This is a genomic window from Candidatus Methylomirabilota bacterium (genome assembly GCA_036002485.1).
Taxonomy (GTDB): Bacteria; Methylomirabilota; Methylomirabilia; order Rokubacteriales; family CSP1-6; genus AR37.
The window spans coordinates 1-3,021 of sequence record DASYTI010000228.1 but is presented as its reverse complement, the minus strand read 5'-3'; the positions used below and the strand labels follow the sequence as shown (position 1 = coordinate 3,021).

Genomic DNA, 3,021 nt, shown 5'->3' with positions numbered 1-3,021 from the left:
TCAACACCGCCCAGAAGCAGGAGCTGCTGGAAACGATGGACGTCAAGGCCCGGCTCGAGCGGCTCAACAAGGTTCTCGTGAAGGACCTCGAGGTGCTCGAGGTCGGGACCAAGATCCAGAGCCAGGTCAAGACCGAGCTTCAGAAGAACCAGCGCGAGTACTACCTCCGCGAGCAGATGAAGGCCATCCAGAAGGAGCTCGGCGAGGGCGACGACCAGCAGCGCGAGTACAACGAGCTGCGGGAGAAGATCGAGAAGGCCGGCATGTCGGAGGAGGTCAAGAAGGAGGCTCTGCGCGAGCTGGACCGCCTCTCCAAGATGTCCCCGGCCGCCGCCGAGTACACCGTGGCGCGGACCTACCTCGACTGGCTGGTCGCCCTGCCCTGGGCCAAGCGCACGGAGAGCGAGATCGACATCCAGAAGGCGAAGGAAGTCCTCGACAACGACCACTACGACCTCGAGAAGGTCAAGGAGCGCATCCTCGAGTACCTGGCCGTGCGCAAGATGAAGCCCGACATCAAGGGGCCCATCCTCTGCTTCGTCGGACCCCCGGGCGTGGGCAAGACCAGCCTGGGCCGGTCGATCGCCTCCGCGATGGGCCGGAAGTTCCACCGCCTCAGCCTCGGCGGCATGCGCGACGAGGCCGAGATCCGCGGCCACCGGCGCACGTACATCGGGGCCCTGCCGGGCCAGATCATCCAGGGGCTGCGCCGGGCGGAGAGCAAGAACCCCGTCTTCATGCTCGATGAGGTGGACAAGATTGGGGCGGACTTCCGGGGCGATCCCGCGTCGGCTCTCCTCGAGGTGCTCGACCCCGAGCAGAACAACACCTTCAAGGACCACTACATCGATCTTCCCTTCGACCTCTCGGAGGTACTGTTCATCACGACCGCGAACGTCCTCGACACGGTGCCCCCGGCGCTACGCGACCGCATGGAGGTCATCCGGCTCGCGGGCTACATCGAGGAGGAGAAGCTGCACATCGCGCGGCGCCACCTGATCCCGCGCCAGCTCGAGAACCACGGCATGACGGCGGAGATCGTGGCCTTCGGCGATGAAGCGCTCAAGAAGCTCATCCGGGAGTACACCCGTGAGGCCGGGCTCCGGAACCTCGAGCGGGAGATCGCCAGCATCATCCGCAAGGTCGCGCGCAAGCGGGCGGAAGGCCTGACGGAGACGGTGGCGGTGACTCCGGAGAAGGTCGAGGAGTTCCTGGGCGCGCCCATCTTCATGAAGGAAGAGCTGGAGGAGCGGACCATGATCCCCGGGGTGGCCATCGGGCTGTCCTGGACCGCCGCGGGTGGCGAGGTGCTCTACATCGAGGCGAGCCAGATGTGGGGCCAGAAGGGCCTCACCCTCACCGGACAGCTCGGAGAAGTGATGAAGGAGAGCGCCCAGGCCGCCCTCTCCTGGGTCCGCGCCCATGCGCGACAGCTCGGCATCGAGGACTCGTTCTTCGAGCGGGTGGACCTGCACCTCCACGTGCCCGAGGGGGCCATCCCCAAGGACGGCCCTTCGGCCGGCATCACCCTCGTCACCGCCATCGTCTCCCTCCTTACCGGCCGGCCGGTGCGGCCGCGGGTGGCGATGACGGGCGAGATGACGCTGTCCGGCCGCGTGCTGCCGGTCGGCGGCATCAAGGAGAAGGTCCTGGCCGCCCACCGGATGGGCGTGAAAGAGGTGCTCCTCCCCAAGCGCAACGAGAAGGCCGTCAAGGAGGACATCCCCGAGAACGTCCGGACCGACCTCAAGCTCCACCTGGTGGCCTCGATCGAGGAAGTCCTCGAGCTGGCGCTCACCCCGGGCGAGCCGTACGAGGGCATGCAAGCCCGCAAGCGCTGGCAGCTGCCACTGTCTAACTAGCGAGGCATTCGGTTTCTTAACGCAGAGGTCGCAGAGGCTCGCAGAGTAGATTCTTCTCTGCGTTCCTCTCCGTACTCTGCGTTTGAAAGCATTCCGGCGTCCGTTTGGTGTGCGCGGGGGCATTGACGGCTCCGCAGGGCATCGGAGATGATGCCCGCCGATGCCCTGCGGGCGATGCGGTGCCGCAACCGAGCCCACTGACGCGCGCTGCACCCACTGCGGGGCCGATGTCGCGGCGGGGATGCTCGAGATCCTGCGCGGCCAGGTCGCCGAGCGTACCTTCTCCCTCGCGCCCCGCACCTACACCCTCGGCCGCGCCCGCCAGAACGACATCTGTCTGCCCGAGCCGTCGGTCTCGAAGTTCCACGCCCGCCTCGTCCATCAGAACGGCCGCTTCGCCATCGAGGACCAGGGCAGCCTCCACGGGATCTACGTCAACGCGGCCAAGGTACCCCGCGCCGTGCTTTCCTCCGGCGACGTCGTCCAGCTTGGGAACCTGACCCTCAAGTACTCGCGGCCGAGCGTCGAGGGCTCCACGGCGGCGGTGGCCGAGTTCCCGTGGGTCGAGCAGCAGCAGCTGCTGCTCTCCCTCGTGCAGACGCTCAACTCCTCCCTCGTCCTGAGCCAGGTCCTCGAGCAGGTGCTCGACGCCGTGTTGCACATCACGCGGGCCGACCGCGGGTTCCTGCTCCTCGCGGAGGAGTCCGCCGAGGACGCGCGCTACGAGGCGGTGGCCGGTCTGCGCCTGCGGGTCGCGCGGCGCCGGGGGGAGGCCCACCCGCTCACGGAGTCGCAGGGCATCTCGCGCTCGGTGGTGCGCCGGGCCCTGGAGTCAGGCCAGATCGTGGCCACGGGCAACGCGGTGGCCGATCCGACCCTGGGCATGGCCCAAAGCGTGATCCTGATGGACCTGCGCACGATCGTCTGCATCCCCTTGTGCTCGCCCCGCGCCGAGCCGGAGTCCGGCTCTCGTGGCACGGTGCTGGGCGCGCTCTACGTCGACAACCAGGAGACGTCCGCCCCCTTCAGCCCCGAGAGCCTGAAGACCGCGGAGGCCCTCGCCCGCCACGCCGCCCTCGCCATCGAGAACGCGCGGCTGTTCGAGCGGGAGCAGCGCACGATCCGCGAGCTGCGGGAGGCCCAGAAGCAGCTCCTCCAG

2 protein-coding genes are annotated in these 3,021 nt (G+C 68.0%); both read left to right on the top strand.

The window, feature by feature from the left end:
- The coding region (gene lon / locus VGT00_20175) for an endopeptidase La (protein HEV8533749.1) at nucleotides 1–1,862 on the top strand (1,862 nt) is incomplete at its 5' end.
- A gap of 160 nt (nucleotides 1,863–2,022) precedes the next feature.
- The coding region (locus VGT00_20170) for an FHA domain-containing protein (GenBank protein HEV8533748.1) at nucleotides 2,023–3,021 on the top strand (999 nt) is incomplete at its 3' end.